The sequence below is a fragment of the Alsobacter sp. P4_H11 genome (assembly GCF_056400925.1).
Window position 1 is genome coordinate 376939 of record NZ_JBFUKI010000001.1, and the last position, 15498, is coordinate 392436.

Below are 15498 nucleotides of genomic sequence, written 5' to 3' on the forward strand. Positions count from 1 at the left end.
CGCGGTTGTCTCCGCCATACGGCGGATCGCCGGGGCTCGACGCCCCTGCTATTGCACTGCACAATGATCGTCGTTCAACGGAGAACGCCATGAAGCTCGCGCGCAATTTTTACCGCCCCCTCGCGATTGGCGCGCCCGAGCCCTTTCGCGAATTGCCGGTGCGGCTGGAGCGGATGATCCACTTCGTGCCGCCGCACATTGAGAAGGTGCGGAACAAGGTTCCCGAACTGGCGCAGACCGTGGACGTCGTGCTCGGAAACCTCGAGGACGCCATTCCGCTCGACGCCAAGGAGGCCGCGCGGGAAGGCTTCATCGCCATGGCCAAGGCGACCGATTTCGGGCGAACCGGCCTGTGGACCCGCATCAACGCCCTGAACAGCCCCTGGGTGCTGGACGACCTGACCCGCATCGTCGCCGAGATCGGCGACAAGCTCGACGTCGTGATGGCCCCTAAGATCGAAGGCGCCTGGGACATCCATTACCTCGACCAGTTGCTTGCGCAGCTGGAGGCGCGCCATCAGGTCAAGAAGCCGATCCTGATCCACGCCATCTTGGAGACGGCCGAGGGTGTGAAGAATGTCGAGGACATCGCCGCGGCCTCGCCGCGCATGCACGGCATGAGCCTCGGGCCGGCCGACCTCGCGGCGTCCCGCGCCATGAAGACGACGCGCGTCGGCGGCGGCCATCCGGACTACAAGGTGATCTCCGATCCGGTCGAGGGCCAGGCTCGCGCGGTCGCCCAGCAGGACCTGTGGCACTACACCATCGCCAAAATGGTGGACGCCTGCGCGGCCAATGGGTTGAAGGCCTTCTATGGGCCGTTCGGCGACTTCGCGGATGCGGACGCCTGCGAGGCGCAGTTCCGGAACGCCTTCCTGCTCGGCTGCGCGGGCGCGTGGACGCTGCATCCCTCCCAGATCGACATAGCCAAGCGCGTGTTCAGCCCGGATGTCGCGGAGGTGAAGTTCGCCAAGCGCATCCTCGACGCCATGCCGGACGGTAGCGGCGCGGTGATGATCGACGGCAAGATGCAGGACGACGCGACCTGGAAGCAGGCCAAGGTGATCGTCGACCTCGCCCGCACGGTGGCGGCCGGGGACGCCGAGCTGGCGGCCGCCTACGGACTATGACGAGCTTGCGTCGTGCGGTCGCTCATCGTTTGAATTGACGTTGATGACGCCCCCGCGTATCGGATTGCGGTCATGAAAGAAAAGCAGGCGAAGTACGGGCTCGGGCAAGTGGTGAAGCACAGGCTTTACCCGTTCCGCGGCATTATCTTCGACGTCGATCCGAGCTTCTCGAACACCGACGAGTGGTACGAGTCGATTCCCGAGGACGTGCGTCCGTCCAAGGACCAGCCCTTCTACCATCTCTTCGCCGAGAACGCTGAGACCGAGTACGTCGCCTACGTGTCGGAGCAGAACCTGCTGCCCGACACCTCCGGCGAGCCGATCCGGCATCCGCAGGTCGACGAAGTCTTCATCCGCGACCCCAATGGCGAATACCGGACCCGCTCGCACAGCGTGAACTGAGCCGGTGCGTCATCCCGCCCGGTGCAAACCGGTTGGCGGGATGATGCTGGAATGAGCGGCTACAGGTTCTCCGCCTCTTCGCTCGGGTCCGCGGACGGGCGCGGTCGCATGCCCCGCTTGAACAGGCGTCCCAGCCCGCGCTTGATGCGCTTGGGCGCATCCGGATCGTGCATCTCCGCGCCGGTCGGCTTGCGCGCCAGCTCCACCGTGCGGTCGTGGAACTCCGCCAGCGACGGCCGGTGCCCGACGCTGAGCAGCATGGCGTCCGAGAGCTCGCTGCGGAACAGCGACATCATGGTGTCCTGGCTGGCCTCGTCGAGCGCCGAGGTGGCTTCGTCCAGGATGATGATCTCAGGCTTGTGCACCAGCAGCCGCGCGAAGGCGAGGCGTTGCTGCTCGCCGCCCGAAAGCAGCTTGTCCCAACGCTCCTCCTCGTCGAGCCGGTTGGCGATCTGCCGGAGGCCGCAGCGATGCAGGGCGTCGACGAGATCCTGGTCCGACCGGCTGGTCTCGCCCTCGGGATAGAGCAGCGCAGCCCGCAAGGTCCCGTTCGGCACATAGGGCTTCTGCGGAACGAACATCACGCGCGCGCCCTTGGGGAGCAGCACCTCGCCCGAGCCCCAGGGCCAGAGCCCCGCGACGGCGCGGATCAGCGTCGACTTTCCGGTGCCCGACTCGCCCTTGATCAGCACCTTCTCGCCGGGCCCGAACACGGCCTCGGCCTCGTTGATCACTACCCGGCCATTGTGCTGCGCCACCGAGAGGCCGTGCAGATGCAGGTTCTCGTCCGGGCTTTCGCCGATCGTGATCCGCTCCTCGGTCTCCTGCGCGCGTCCCATCGCCTTCAGGGTGCGCCACAGCGCGACCACGCGGCTGGCGGACGCATTCCACTCGGCCAGGCGGATGTAGTTCTCCACGAGCCAGTTGAACGCGAGCTGCACCTGCACGAAGGCCGCCGCGATCTGCATGAGCTGACCGAGAGACATCTGGCCCGACAGGTATTTCGGCGCGCCGAGCAACAGCGGCACCACGGGCGCCAGGATGGTGTTGCCGTGGATGATGAACGTCATCAGCGCCTGCTGGCGGACGACGTGCTTCCAGCGCGCCAGGACCTCGCCCAGCGTCCTGCCGATGCCGCGCTCCTCGTCCTCCTCGCCGCCGATCAGCGCGATGCTCTCCGAGTTCTCGCGCACGCGCACCAGCTCGAAGCGGATCTGCGCCTCCGCGGCGTTCTTGCTCTCCGTGTAGCGGATCAGCGGCCGGCCCAGGAACACCATCGTGCCCGAGGTCAGGATGCCATAGGCGGCCGCGCAGGCGACGAAATAGCCCGGGATCGTGATGCCGAACGCCTCGATGGAGCCGCCCGCCGTCCACAGCACGCCGACGAACACGGCCGCCATCAGAACCGCGTTGGAGAGCCCGATCGCGAAATCGACGATCGGCTCGGTGGCGATCTTCACGTCGTCCGTCATGCGGAACTCGGGCCCGTCCACCTCGGGCGCGGCGATGCTCATCTGGTAGAAGCGCCGGCCCTCGAGCCAGAGGCTCGCTAGATAGGCGGTCAGCCAGCGGCGCCAGCGCGCCTGCAGCGACAGGCGGCAGAACACCTGCGCGACCATCGCGGTCACGGCCGCCACCGCAAGGCCGGCGAACAGCATGATGGCGTGCGTGACCCGGGCGCCGTCTCGCGCGTCGAGAGCGTCGAAGAAGTACTTGTTCCAGAGGTTGATGCCGTATTGCACGGCAATGTTCAGGATGATCAGCGCCCCGATCGCGCCGGTCAGGATCCAGGCCTGCCGCTTCGCGTCGCCACGCCAGAAGCCGGACGCCATGGTCCAGAACTCACGGGCCGAGGCGCGGGGTGGCTCGGCCAGCTCGCTCGTAAACAACGCCGGACGGGCGTCGACTTCTGCTTCAGACATGCGTGCGCCGCTCCGGGTGCGCTTCAGGTTCAGCAGCAACGCCGAAGCTGGCGCGAGCGTTCAGGGGCGGAGGGCGTGAAAATGTCAATTTGGTGAAAAATACACCACGGGTGCTCCGCGCGGCGTTTCAGGGCAAGTTTTCCCGAAAAAACACCTCTGTCCGAGGCGGATCGACCCCATGCAGCGGGTCGCGCCCGGCGCGCAAGTTCGCGAACACGTTCACGCAGCTCATCATGGCGGCTTGCGGGTTCTGGGTGATCACCGCATCCATCGCCCCGTCGATCAGCAGCGCCCGGGTCTCGCCCGTGAGTCCATGGCCGATGAACACGATGTCCTGATCGCGCCGCACCTCCTTGAGCGCCCGCGCCACGCCCTCGGGCCCGCCGCCAATGTTGTAGATGCCGGCGAGGTCCGGGTGGCGCGCCAGCAGCATCTTGGTCTGCCGGTAGTTCTTGTTTTCGTCGTCGTGCCCCTCGCGCAGGCCCACGACCTCGAACTCCGGATATTTCTCCTCGAAGATGTGGAGAAATCCCATCTCGCGTTCCTCATGCGCCCGGTAGCTCAGGCTGCCGGCGATCATCGCCACCTTGCCGGGCGTCTTGATCAAACGAGCCATGAGGTAGCCCGCCGTGCGGCCGACGGAGCGGTTGTCGAGGCCCACATAGGCCACCCGCTTCGAGCTCGCGATGTCGGAGATCAGCGTCACGGTGGGTTTGCGCTGGTCGGCCAGCCCGTTCACGGCCTCGCGAACGGCGGGATGCTCCAGCGCCATGAAGGCGACGCCGTCCGCCCGGCGGCCATGCTGGCGCAGGCTCTGGGCCAGCAGCTCCGGATTGAAGCTGCGGATCGTCTCCACCTGGCAGCGCACGTTCATGGCCGCAAGCTGGTTCTGCGCGCCCTTGATCATCTGGCCCAGCATGGAAAGGAACCGATTCGTCCCGGCCGGCAGCACGAACACGAGGCGCAGCGGCTTCAGGCCAGCGCCGACGAGTTCCTCATCCGGCAGGTAGTCGAGCTCGGCCGCGGCCTTCAGCACGCGCTGGATGGTCGCGGGCCGCACGCCCGGACGCCGGTTGAGCACCCGGTCCACCGTGGCGGTGCTGGCCCCCGAAAGCCTTGCGATATCCGGAATGCGGGCCGCCCTGCCCTTGCGGGCGCGCTGCTCATCTGCATCCGAACCGTCGACCCCGGCTTCAAAAACGCGCTCGTCCATCACAGATCACATCAAAAACAATCAGGAATGCAGTTTGACGCGCTTTGCCGTCGCTGGCTACATCGAACGCACAATAAACATCGAACGCATCAAATTCGATCACGGGAGAAACGTCATGACTGGGCTCACCCGCCGTACGCTGCTGCAGACGCTTTCGGCCGTTCCGGCCGCCGGCTTTGTCGCCGGAATGCCCGCGATCGCGCGCGCGGCGGAGTTCTCGTTCAAGTACGGCAACAATCTCCCGCTGACCCACCCGCTGAACGTGCGCTCCCAGGAGGCGGCCGACCGCATCGCTAAGGAAACGAACGGCCGGGTCGAGATCAAGATCTTCCCGAACAACCAGCTCGGTGGCGACACTGACATGCTCGCGCAGGTGCGCAGCGGCGGCATCACGTTCTTCACGCCCTCGGCGCTGGTGATCGCCACGCTGGTGCCGGTGGCGGCCATCAATGCGGTCGGCTTCGCCTTCGCGGACTACAACCAGGTCTGGGCCGCCATGGACGGCAAGCTCGGCCAGCATGTGCGCGACGCCATCGGCAAGGTCGGCCTCTACGCCTTCGAGAAGATGTGGGACAACGGCTTCCGCCAGATGACCACGGGCGCCAAGCAGATCCAGTCGGCCGCCGACATGGACGGGCTGAAGATCCGCGTGCCCGTGAGCCCGCTCTCCATCTCGATGTTCAAGGCGTTGGGCGCCTCGCCCACCAGCCTGCAGTTCAGCGAGGTTTACTCGTCGCTGCAGACCCGCATCGTGGACGCGCAGGAAAACCCGCTGCCGATCATCCAGGTGGCGAAGCTCTATGAGGTGCAGAAGTTCTGCGCCACCAGTAACCACATCTGGGATGGGTTCTGGTTCATCGCCCATGGCCGCTCCTGGGCCGGCCTGCCGCCCGACCTGCAGAAGATCGTCGCCACGGCGATCAACGAGGCCGGCGTCAAGCAGCGCGAGGACATCAAGGGCCTGAACGAGACCGTGCAGGCCGACCTGCAGAGCAAGGGCCTGGCCTTCAACCACCCGGCCCCGGAGAGCTTCCGCGCCAAGCTGCGCGACAGCGGCTTCTACGCGGAGTGGAAGGGCCGCTTCGGCGACGACGCCTGGGCGCTGCTGGAAAGCGCCGTCGGCAAGCTCGCCTGATCCAAACCCAACGCACCGAGGAGCATTCCATGTCCGCGCATGGAGCCGACTATGGGACGGCGCCCGTCGCCGTCCCGACGACGCGCCCTGCCCGCCTGGCCGAAACCGTCGAGCGTGGCCTGGGAACGCTGGTGGAGAGCGCCGCCGCGGTCCTCCTCGTGCTGGAGATCGGCATCCTGCTGGCGGGCGTGCTGGCCCGCTACGTCTTCCACAAGCCGCTCGTCTGGTCGGACGAGCTCGCCTCCATCCTGTTCCTGTGGCTCTCGATGCTGGGCGCCGTCGTGGCGCTCCGGCGCGGGGAGCACATGCGGATGACCGGGCTGGTGAGCCGCGTCGGCCCCAAGGCGCGCGAACTCCTGGAGACGCTCACCATCACGGCGTCGCTCGCCTTTCTGGTGCTGGTGATCCACCCGGCGGTGGAATACGCGCAGGATGAAGCCTTCATCGTCACGCCCGCGCTGGAGATCAGCAACGCCTGGCGCGCGTCGGCCCTTCCGGTCGGCCTCGGCCTGATGCTCGTCGCAGGCGCGGCGCGCCTGCTGCGGCTAGGCTCGCTCCGGACGACCGCGACCGCGCTCGCCATCACGGTCGGGCTGATCGCCCTGTTCTGGCTCGCCGGCCCGGTGTTCAAGCCGCTCGGGCAGGCGAACCTCGTGATCTTCTTTGTCGGCGTGGTAGCCACCAACGTGTTCGCCGGCGTGCCCATCGCGTTCTCGTTCGGCCTGGCCACCTTCGGCTACCTGGCGCTCAGCACCTCGACGCCGCTGCCCGTGCTGGTGGGCCGGCTCGACGAGGGCATGTCGCACCTGATCCTGCTGGCGGTGCCGCTGTTCATCTTCCTCGGCGCGTTGATCGAGATGACGGGCATGGCGCGCGCCATGATCCAGTTCCTCGCCGGCCTGCTCGGCCACGTGCGTGGCGGGCTCTCCTATGTGCTCATCGGCGCGATGTACCTCGTTTCCGGCATCTCGGGGTCCAAGATCGCCGACATGGCCGCCATCGCGCCGGTGCTGTTTCCCGAAATGCGCAAGCGCGGCGCGCCTCCCGGCGATCTCGTCGCGCTCCTTTCGGCGACCGGCGCGCAGACCGAGACGATCCCGCCCTCCATCGTGCTGATCACGATCGGCTCGGTCACGGGCGTCTCCATCGCGGCCCTGTTCACTGGCGGCATGGTGCCGGCCCTCGTGCTCGGCGCATGCTTGTGCTTCGTCGTCTGGCGCCGCTACCGCCACGAGGACCTGAGCCACGTGCGGCGGCCGGCCGGCAAGGAACTCGCCCGCCTCTTGGTGATCGCCCTGCCGGCGATCCTGCTGCCCTTCGTGATCCGCGCGGCCGTGGTGGAAGGCGTCGCGACCGCCACGGAGGTCTCCACAATCGGCATCGTCTACGCCGCGCTGGCGGGGCTCCTCATCTACCGCCGCTTCGAGTGGCGTCGCCTGCGCCCGATGCTGGTGGAAACCGCCTCGCTCACGGGCGCGATCATCCTGATCGTCGGCTGCGCGACCGGAATGGCCTGGGGTCTGACCCAGTCCGGCTTCTCGCAGGACCTCGCCCGGCTGATGGGCGCCATCCCGGGCGGAGCCTATGGCTTCCTGGCCATCTCGATCGTCGCCTTCGTGATCCTCGGCAGCGTGCTGGAAGGCATCCCCGCCATCGTGCTGTTCGGCCCCCTGCTGTTCCCGATCGCCAAGCAGGCCGGCGTGCACGAGGTGCACTACGCCATGGTGGTGATCTTCGCGATGGGTATCGGCCTCTTCGCCCCGCCTTTCGGCGTCGGCTACTACGGCGCCTGCGCGATCTCCAAGGTGAACCCGGACGAAGGCCTTCGCTACGTCTGGGGCTATGTGGCGGCCCTGCTGGTCGGCCTCGTGATCGTGGCCGCCTTCCCGTGGCTCTCCACCGGCTTCCTCAAATTCTGACCCTCTCAAGCAGGAGCTCATCATGAGCCGCTTTTTCGGCGAGATCCGCCAGGCCGGTTATGTCGTCAACGACATCGAGGCCGCCATGGACTACTGGAGCCGGGTGCTCGGCATCGGGCCGTGGTTCTACAATCCGCGCGTCCCGATCGTGAACTACACCTATCGCGGCGAGCCCTACGAGGTTCACAACTCGGTCGCGCTGGCCAATTCCGGGCAGCTCCAGATGGAGTTGATCCAGACCCGCAACGATGCGCCCTCCATGTATCGCGACTTCCTCCGCGCTGGGAACACCGGCCTGCAGCACGTCGCCTACTGGACGGAGAACTACGACGCCGACCTGGCGCGCCTGACAGAACAGGGCTTCAAGGCCGTGATGAGCGGCGAAGTCGGCGAGCGCGGTCGCTTCGTGTATTTCGACACCGAGTACCACCCCGGCACGGTGATTGAGCTCTCGGAAGTGGCCGGCCCCAAGGGCAAGATGTTCAAGATGATCCGGGAAGCCTCCGAGGGCTGGGACGGCAAGGACCCGGTGCGCCCCTTCCCCGACCTGTCGAAGCTCTGAGCCGCCGCGATGAGCGACGACCGGATCCGCGCCACATACCTCATCGAGACGCCGCTCGACCCCGCCCGCGTGGCGGACGTGATGGCGGGCGAGCAATCCAGCGGCACCTTCACGCGGGTCCATGGCGAGACGGACGCCTTGCGGGCCCGCACGCGCGCCAAGGTGGAGCGGATCGAGGAGCTCGAGCCGGCGAAGGCGCCCAGCCTGCCCAACAGCTGGCTGGAGCGGCAGGGCCGGGACGGCCCCTGGCGGCGCGCCCGGATCGAGATCGCCTACCCAACCGTGAATGTGGGCGCGAACCTGTCGACGCTGGCCGCCACGGTGGCCGGCAACCTGTTCGACCTTGGCGAGGTCACCGGCATGCGGCTGGAGAGCATGCGCGTGCCGCTGGCCTATCGGGCGCTCTTCGACCGGCCGGCCCAGGGCGTCGCCGGGACGCGGCGCCTGACCGGCGTCGCGGAGGGACCGCTGGTCGGCTCTATCATCAAGCCCAATGTCGGGCTCTCGCCGGACGAGACGGCCGCGCTGGTGGGGCAGCTCTGCGCCGCCGGGCTCGACTTCATCAAGGACGACGAGATCTGCGCCGATCCGGCGCATGCGCCCTTGGCGCAGCGCGTGCCGGCCGTGATGGCGGCCGTGCGGGTGCACCAGGAGCGGACCGGCAAGCGCGTGATGGTGGCGTTCAACATCACGGACGAAACCGACGCCATGCTGCGCCACGCCGACCTCGTGGAGCGCGAAGGCGGAACCTGCGTGATGGCCAGCCTGAACTGGTGCGGCTTCTCGGCCATCCAGACGCTGCGCCGGAGCACCGGGCTGGCGCTCCACGGTCACCGCAACGGCTTCGGAGCGCTGTCGCGCGCGCCGCTGCTCGGCATCGGCTTCGACGCCTACCAGGCGCTCTGGCGCCTCGCCGGCGTCGACCACATGCACGTCCATGGGCTGAACGGAAAGTTCGCCCAGACGGACGAGGAAGTGGTCGAGAGCGCCCGGGCCTGCCTGCAGCCGCTGGCTGACGGCGCGGACGACGCCGTGATGCCGGCCTTCTCATCCGGCCAATGGGCCGGCACGGTTCCGGCCACCTGGGCGGCGGTTCGAAACCCCGACCTCCTGTTCATGTCCGGCGGCGGCGTCATGGCGCATCCCGATGGTCCGGCCGCCGGCGTGGCCAGCATTCGCCAGGCCTGGGAGGCCGTGCAGGCGGGCGAGACGCTGGCGGACGCCGCCCACTCGCGGCCCGAGCTCGCGCGGGCGCTGGCGTTCTTCGGAGCCAAGGCGTGAGCGCGCCGCGCCTCGTCTGGTACGGCGACGACTTCACGGGCGCGACCGACACGTTGGCGACGCTGGCCGGGTTCGGCCTGCGCGCTCTGCTCTTCCTGGACGTCCCCTCCCCGGAGCGGCTCGCCGCCGCCGGTCCGCTGGACGCCGTCGGCATCGCGGGCGCGGCCCGCGCCATGGCGCCGGACGAAATGACGGCGGAACTCGCGCCGGTGGGCGTCTTCTTCGCCCGCAGCGGCGCGCGGGTGCTGCACTACAAGTGCTGCTCCACCTTCGACAGCGCCCCGCGTGTGGGCAGCATCGGCGCAGCCGTGCGGGCGCTGCGGCCGCATGCGCCCAACCCGCTGGTTCCCATCCTTGGCGGTCAGCCGAGCCTTGGCCGCTTTTGCGTGTTCGGCAACCTCTTCGCCCGGGCCGGCGCGGACGGCCCCGTGCACCGCATCGACCGCCACCCCACGATGGCGCGCCACCCGGTGACCCCGATGGCCGAAGCCGACCTCGCACGCCATCTCGCCGCGCAGGGGTTGGAGCGGATGGGGCGGATCGACTACCCGGCCTACTTGGCCGGAGCGGAGGCGCTCGGGCGCAGTCTCGCCGCGAGCGCCGTCGGCCATCCCGACGGCGTGCTGCTGGACGTCTCCCGCCCTGACGATCTCGCCATGATCGGCCCGGCGATCTGGGCGGCGGCCGAGGCTGCGCCGCTGCTGGCCGTGGGCGCGAGCAGCGTCGCACAGGCGCTCGCGGCGGCCTGGGGGGCAGAGGCCGTGAGCGCCCAGCCGCTCGGCCCGGCGTCCGGGCCGGTGTTCGTGCTGGCCGGCAGCCTCTCCCCGGTCACCCGACGCCAGGTGGCGGCCGCACGAGCCTATGAGCGGGTCAGCATCGACGCCGAGAGCCTCGTGGCCAGCGACGCCTATCGCGAGCGGGTGGTGGCGCAAGTCGCCGCATTGCTGGGCGCCGGCCGCAATGTCCTCGCCGTGACGGCCCCTCAGGATGGCGAAACGCAGCCAGGCGCCCTGGACCCGGCCGCAGTCGCGGCCGCGAGCGCGCGCTTCGTCGCTGACGTCATCGCGCGCGCGCCGGTGCGGCGGCTTGGCGTGGCCGGCGGCGACACGTCGAGCCAGGCCGTAAAAGCGCTCCGGCCCTGGGCGCTCCAGCACATCGCCACGATGCCGCCGGGCGTCGCCGTGTGCCGGGCCCGGTTCGACGAGCCGGCGCTCGACGGTCTCGAGCTGATGCTCAAGGGCGGCCAGATGGGCGCCGAGACGCTCTTCGACGATTTCGCCGGCCGTTAACGCGAGAGCCCGCGGTGCTTGCCGCGGGGCGCCGCTATTCACGCCAGGTCGTTGTCAACGAAAAACGCTGCTCCGTCAGGAACCGTGCGCTCCCCATTCAGTTTAATCGCCGACAGATCAGCGAACGCGATCACTGCTGGAATACTTGGGAGCACCTGACGATGCGAAACGTCCTGACTGGTATCGTGGACGTCTGCCGCGTACTGGCCTTGTTGATCCTGGCGGTGTGCGCCGTCGGGTTGGGCTACCTCGCAGTCGTCACCCGCCTGCCGCCAAGCGCCGCGCCGCTCGCCCAGGCCGACAAGATCGGCCCAACCTATTCCCGCGCGCCCGCGCCTCTCGCGACGGCCGCGCTCCGCTCCACCCCGACCGTCGACAAGGACGCTCCCCGGCAGGTCTCGGCGGCTACGCCGATCTCCACGGCCGCGTCCACGTCGCCGCAGCCTATCGCGGCCCCGCGCGCCGCCGCCGAGGCGCGCGTCCAGACCGCCAATCTCGAGACCGGCACGCTCAACGACGCCTCCGAGGAACTGTCGCAGCCGGTCGCGCCGAGCCGCCGGACGTCCAACAAGCGCACCGCGGGAGCCGCCGGCTGCGGATATTTCCGCAGCTTCGACCCGGCCACCCAGACCTACCGCGCTTACGACGGCCGCATCCGCGAGTGCCGCGTCCGCTGACGATCAAATTAGTAGAGAGACACGGTCAGGCCGATCGGGCCTGACCGCTTTCGCGCGTCAGACCACCACCACGTGAACATGCACGGTGGGCTTCTTGCCCCACGCCTCGCCGACCGCGCCGCGCACCGCGCGCTCCACCGCGTTCTCGACCAGGTCGGCGTCCCGGCGGCGTTGCTTGGGCAAGCTGCGCAGGACGTTCACGATGGCGTCGTCGATCACGTCCTCGAAAGGCTCGCCGGTGCGGGTCTTCTGCGGCAGACCGGTGATCTCGAAGCCCGGATCGCCGACCAGATCGCCACGACCGTCGATCGCGATCGCGACCGAGACGACGCCCGCAAAGGACAGGCGCCGGCGTTCCTGGACCGTGGATTCGCCTGCGCTGATCAGCAGGTCGCCATCCTTGAACAGCCGGCCATACGGCACCTCGTCGACGACGCCGGCCTTGCCAGGGCCGAGCAGCACCATGTCGCCGTCCTTGGCCACCACCACCTGCGGCACGTTCAGCGAGCGGGCCAGCTTGGCGTGCTCGTCGAGATGCAGCGGCTCCCCGTGCACCGGCACGGCGACCTGGGGGCGAACCCACGAATACATCCGCTCCAGCTCGCCGCGGCGGGGATGGCCCGACACGTGCACCATGTGGGTGCGGTCGGTGATCACCTCGACGCCACTGCGGATCAGCGAATTGACGATGCGGCCGACGGCCTTCTCGTTGCCCGGAATGGTCCGTGACGACAGGATCACGAGGTCGCCCGACGCCAGCGCCACGTCCGGATGCTGGTCCTCGGCCACGCGCGCCAGCGCGGCGCGGGGCTCGCCCTGGCTGCCGGTGAGCAGCGCCACGACCTTGTCGCGCGGCAGGTAGCCATAGGCGTCCGTGCCGCGGAAGGGCGGCAGGCCGTCGAGGTAGCCGCACTCCGTCGCCACCTGGATCACCCGGTCCATGGCGCGGCCGATCGCGATGCATTCGCGGCCATTGGCGAGGGCGGCCTCCGCGACGGCGCGGATGCGCGCCACGTTGGACGCGAAGGTGGTCACCGCGACGCGGTTCTTCGCCGCCCCGATAATCTCGGTCAGCGACTTGCCGACATCGGCCTCCGACGGGCTCTCGCCGCCGCGCACCACGTTGGTGCTGTCGCAGATGAGGGCGAGCACGCCCTCGTCGCCGAGCTCGCGCAGGCGCTTCTCGTCCGTGATCCAGCTCGCGCCCGGGGTGGGATCGATCTTCCAGTCGCCCGTGTGCAGCGCCACGCCGGCCGGCGTGCGGATCGCCAGCGCGCAGGATTCCGGAATGGAATGCGCCATCCCGATGATTTCGACCGCGAACGGCCCGAGATTGATCGTGCCGCCGCGGTCGATCACGGTCATAGGCACCTTGCGGCCCTGATCGTTGAAGCGCCGCACCTCGAGCAGGTTCGCGGCGAAGCGCGTCGCGAAGACCGGCACTTGCAGCCGCGGCCACAAATCCGTCAGCGCGCCGATGTGGTCCTCATGCGCGTGCGTGATGATGATGCCGAGCAGGTCCTTGCGGTTCTGCTCCAGGAAGCGGATGTCCGGCATCAGGAGGTCGATGCCCGGCAGGTCGTCGCCCGCGAAGGCGACCCCGCAATCCACCATGATCCATTTGCGGCGGCCCTTCGGGCCGAAGCCGTAAAGGGCGGCGTTCATGCCGATCTCGCCCAAACCGCCCAAAGGCACGAAGACGAGTTCGTCGTCGCCCAACGCCATTATGCAACTCTCCGGTTCATTGAAATTCATTCTGCAGGGCTGTCAGGAAGACATCGCCCGCTTCGATCGCAACCCTACGTGTCCCCTCGTCGAGGAGCAAACGACCATCGGGGTCGAGGTCCACGAAGATGCCGCGCCTTTCGCCGTCAGGACGCCGCACCGTGACGGCTTCGCCGAGCCCGCCCGCACGCTCCAGCCATTCGCGGCGGATCGCCTGAAAGCCTCGGCCGGCGTCCCAGCGGGCCAGCGTCTCGGCCATCATGTCAGACAACGCCGCGAACAAGGGCGAGACACCCACGGGCAGGCCCTTGGCCCCCAGATTCGTCGCCGGATAGGGCGTGTCGGTGGGGTTGTGCGCTGCGTTGACGCCGATCCCGATCACGACCGTCAGGTCGCCGCCGGGCGCCATGGAGCCTTCCACGAGGATGCCGGCGAGCTTGGCGCGATCCAGCAGCAGGTCATTCGGCCACTTCAGCGCCAGCCTGCCGGGCGACACCGCCGAAACGGCCGAGACCGCCCGATGCAGCGCGACGCCGGCCACGAAGCCGATTTGTGGCGCCAGGGCCGGTTGGCACGGCGCGCGCAGGAGGAGGCTGCAATAGAGGTTGCCCGGCGGAGAGGACCAGACCCGGCCATTGCGGCCCCTGCCCTGCCCCTGCTCGCGCGCCACGACCCACAACCGGCCGGCGTCGCCGGCGCGACCGCGGGCCATGGCTTCGTCGTTGGTGGACCCGAGGCTTTCGAAAGCCTCGACCCGGTAACGGGATGCTTGCGCGGTCCGGCCCAGTTGCACGTCAGAACAGCGACTTGGCGGCGGCCGTGGCGGCCGAGACCAGCGGCGCCGGCCAGAGCCAGAACAGCAGGATGAAGGCGCCGGACAGCCCGGAGACGATCTTCAGCGTCGGCGCCATGGGCTCGAAAGCCTCGGCGGGCTCGTCGAAATACATGATCTTGACGATGCGCAGGTAGTAATAGGTGCTCACCACGCTGGTCAGCACGCCGATCACCGCCAGCGTGTAGAGGTGGGCGTTCACGGCCGCCGCGAACACGTACCACTTGGCGAAGAAGCCCGCGAGCGGCGGGATGCCGGCCAGCGAGAACATTAGCATCGCGAACACGAAGGCCGTGCCCGGGGACGTGTGGCCGAGGCCGGCGAGATCCTCGATAGTCTCCACATAGCCGTCGGCGCGGCGCATCGACAGGATCACGGCGAAAGTGCCGAGCGTCATCACGAGGTAGATCGCCATGTAGATGGCGACGCCCTGGACGCCGTCCGTGGTGCCGGCCGCGAGACCCACCAGCGCGAAGCCCATGTGGCCGATCGACGAGTAGGCCATCAGGCGCTTGATGTTGCGCTGGCCGATCGCCGCGAAGGCGCCGAGCGCCATGGAGGCGATCGCCACGAACACGATGATCTGCTGCCACTGCGACAGGATGCCGGGAAACGCCGTGATCACGACGCGCACGGCCAGCGCCATGGCGGCCATCTTGGGCGCGGCGGCGAAGAACGCCGTCACGGGCGTGGGCGCGCCCTCATAGACGTCCGGGGTCCACATGTGGAACGGAACGGCCGAGATCTTGAAGCAAAGGCCCGCCATCACGAAGACGAGGCCGAACACCACGCCGGTGGAGCCGTTGTCCTTCAGCGCCGCCGCGATGCCGCCGAACGAGACCGAGCCCGTGAACCCATAGACCAGCGACGCGCCGTAGAGCAGCATCCCGGACGAGAGCGCCCCGAGCACGAAGTATTTCAGGCCCGCCTCGGTGGCGCGGACATTGTCCCGGTGGAAGGCCGCGACGACGTAGAGCGCGAGGCTCATCAGCTCGAGGCCGAGATACAGCGCGATCAGATCCCCGGCCGAGATCATCATCATCATGCCGATCGTCGAGAGCACGATCAGGATGGGATACTCGAAGCGCTGCACGCGCTCGTCACGCCAGTAGTCGATCGACATCACGAGCGCCACGGCCGAGCCGATGATGGCCGCGATCTTCATGAACTTGGCGAAGTCGTCCTGCACGAAGGAGCCGTTGAACGTAACGGCGCGGCCGGTGCGGGTCATCACCAGAACACCGACCACGACCAGCAACGCCAGCGCCAGGCCGTTGATCAGCCCGACGGACCGGTCGCCCCGGATGGCTCCGAGCAGCACCAGGGCGAGCGCCCCGATGGCCAGGATGATCTCCGGCAGCGCGAGGCCCAATGCCGGAACGGCGGCTGTCAATCCAGGCATCGAACGGTC

The 15498-nt window shown here is 68.4% G+C and carries 13 protein-coding genes; 8 read left to right on the forward strand and 5 right to left on the reverse strand.

Features of this window, described 5'->3' with window-relative positions; translation table 11 throughout:
- Positions 1-89 precede the first annotated feature (89 nt).
- Both AC1DSZ_RS01720 and hspQ read left to right on the forward strand, forming a co-directional pair.
- Positions 90-1130, forward strand: a complete 1041-nt coding sequence (locus tag AC1DSZ_RS01720) for an HpcH/HpaI aldolase/citrate lyase family protein (protein ID WP_476836670.1) — start codon at positions 90-92, stop codon at positions 1128-1130.
- A gap of 72 nt (positions 1131-1202) precedes the next feature.
- Complete coding sequence (gene hspQ / locus AC1DSZ_RS01725; protein WP_188518017.1) at positions 1203-1532, forward strand: heat shock protein HspQ; 330 nt, start codon at positions 1203-1205, stop codon at positions 1530-1532.
- A 59-nt stretch (positions 1533-1591) separates the two neighbouring features.
- Here the strand turns inward: hspQ and AC1DSZ_RS01730 are convergent, their stop codons facing one another.
- Together AC1DSZ_RS01730 and AC1DSZ_RS01735 are read right to left on the reverse strand one after the other, a co-directional pair.
- On the reverse strand, positions 1592-3454 hold the full coding sequence (locus AC1DSZ_RS01730; RefSeq protein ID WP_476836671.1) for an ABC transporter ATP-binding protein/permease: 1863 nt from the start codon (positions 3452-3454) through the stop codon (positions 1592-1594).
- A 127-nt stretch (positions 3455-3581) separates the two neighbouring features.
- The gene (locus tag AC1DSZ_RS01735; protein ID WP_476836672.1) at positions 3582-4667 is read right to left on the reverse strand and encodes a LacI family DNA-binding transcriptional regulator; all 1086 of its coding nucleotides are present in this window, start codon (positions 4665-4667) and stop codon (positions 3582-3584) included.
- Positions 4668-4782: 115 nt separating this feature from the next.
- On the opposite strand from AC1DSZ_RS01735, the gene AC1DSZ_RS01740 reads away from it, so the two are divergent.
- The 6 genes from AC1DSZ_RS01740 to AC1DSZ_RS01765 all read left to right on the forward strand — a co-directional run bounded on the left by AC1DSZ_RS01740 (position 4783) and on the right by AC1DSZ_RS01765 (position 11530).
- Complete coding sequence (locus tag AC1DSZ_RS01740) at positions 4783-5802, forward strand: TRAP transporter substrate-binding protein (protein WP_476836673.1); 1020 nt, start codon at positions 4783-4785, stop codon at positions 5800-5802.
- 29 nt (positions 5803-5831) lie between these two features.
- Positions 5832-7721, forward strand: coding sequence for a TRAP transporter large permease (locus AC1DSZ_RS01745; RefSeq protein WP_476836674.1), 1890 nt, complete (start codon positions 5832-5834; stop codon positions 7719-7721).
- Positions 7722-7743: 22 nt separating this feature from the next.
- Positions 7744-8283, forward strand: a complete 540-nt coding sequence (locus AC1DSZ_RS01750; RefSeq protein ID WP_476836675.1) for a VOC family protein — start codon at positions 7744-7746, stop codon at positions 8281-8283.
- A 9-nt stretch (positions 8284-8292) separates the two neighbouring features.
- Positions 8293-9564 carry a ribulose-bisphosphate carboxylase large subunit family protein gene (locus AC1DSZ_RS01755; protein WP_476836676.1) on the forward strand — a complete coding sequence of 424 codons (1272 nt, stop codon included), beginning with the start codon at positions 8293-8295 and terminating at the stop codon, positions 9562-9564.
- The gene (locus AC1DSZ_RS01760) at positions 9561-10853 is read left to right on the forward strand and encodes a four-carbon acid sugar kinase family protein (protein WP_476836677.1); all 1293 of its coding nucleotides are present in this window, start codon (positions 9561-9563) and stop codon (positions 10851-10853) included. Before AC1DSZ_RS01755 ends, AC1DSZ_RS01760 begins: the two co-directional genes overlap by 4 nt.
- A gap of 161 nt (positions 10854-11014) precedes the next feature.
- Positions 11015-11530, forward strand: a complete 516-nt coding sequence (locus AC1DSZ_RS01765; protein ID WP_476836678.1) for a BA14K family protein — start codon at positions 11015-11017, stop codon at positions 11528-11530.
- A 57-nt stretch (positions 11531-11587) separates the two neighbouring features.
- On the opposite strand, the gene AC1DSZ_RS01770 is transcribed toward AC1DSZ_RS01765, so the two are convergent.
- From AC1DSZ_RS01770 to nuoN, 3 genes are read right to left on the reverse strand one after another with little or no spacing between them, the layout of a single operon-like run.
- Positions 11588-13255, reverse strand: coding sequence for a ribonuclease J (locus AC1DSZ_RS01770; protein WP_476836679.1), 1668 nt, complete (start codon positions 13253-13255; stop codon positions 11588-11590).
- A 16-nt stretch (positions 13256-13271) separates the two neighbouring features.
- On the reverse strand, positions 13272-14048 hold the full coding sequence (locus AC1DSZ_RS01775; RefSeq protein ID WP_476836680.1) for a biotin--[acetyl-CoA-carboxylase] ligase: 777 nt from the start codon (positions 14046-14048) through the stop codon (positions 13272-13274).
- A gap of 1 nt (position 14049) precedes the next feature.
- Positions 14050-15489, reverse strand: a complete 1440-nt coding sequence (gene nuoN / locus AC1DSZ_RS01780) for an NADH-quinone oxidoreductase subunit NuoN (RefSeq protein WP_476836681.1) — start codon at positions 15487-15489, stop codon at positions 14050-14052.
- Between the last annotated feature and the right edge of the window lie 9 nt (positions 15490-15498).